Origin of the sequence: Actinomadura napierensis, assembly GCF_039529375.1 — a bacterium.
In the GTDB taxonomy this organism is placed as follows: domain Bacteria; phylum Actinomycetota; class Actinomycetes; order Streptosporangiales; family Streptosporangiaceae; genus Spirillospora; species Spirillospora napierensis.
In genome coordinates, this window is record NZ_BAAAMR010000298.1 from 1 (window position 1) to 743 (window position 743).

General features: G+C 31.8%; 1 pseudogene. It reads right to left on the reverse strand.

The annotated features are described in order from the left end of the window. Nucleotides 1-177: 177 nt before the first annotated feature. Nucleotides 178-743, reverse strand: a pseudogene (locus tag ABD296_RS49555) (4-hydroxyacetophenone monooxygenase); the annotation flags it as partial.

Consider the following 743-nt stretch of genomic DNA (forward strand, 5'->3'; position numbering starts at 1 on the left):
AAAATATAAGAATAATAAGGCAGGATTTTATAAATAAAATGCCGAATATTTAGTGAAAGTTTAGGACCTAGAAAATAACCAAATGCTAATACAAGAAAAAATTGAATAATGACACTAATGGACTCCATATAATAATAGATAGATTGTTATCAACCTATCTATTATGTATTGAACATATTATGCTGCATAGCTCTGTGAGCATTTATTTAATAACAAATAATCTTTAGGATTAACTTTACGAGTGTCTAGCCAATATTTCCATGTATAAGTTGGCCATAAAGAAAAGTTCTTTCCATCGGCAGCTTGATACCAGCTGCTACACCCACCAGCTTGCCATACAGTACCTTGAAGTTGTGTTTGTATTCTTTCATTGAAGGAATCCTGAACTTCCGGTTTAATTTCTATAGCGTGCTGTCCAGATTTTTCAACTAGATCAATAAGCTGTAAAATATAATTAACTTGTGACTCAATCATAAATATAATCGAATTATGACCTAAAACGGTATTTGGCCCGACCAGTTGAAATAGGTTAGGAAAATTCTTGGTCATAATTCCATAATAACTTTCTGCACCGTTTTTCCAAGCCTGTTTCAATTCAATTTGATTGCGACCAATACATGTAAAATGTTTTAAATAAATACGTGGATCGGTAACAAAACCAGTTCCATAGATTAAACAGTCAATTGGTCTTTCTTTTCCATCCTTTGTAATAATACTGTTCTCTTTAATTTCTTGAATACCCT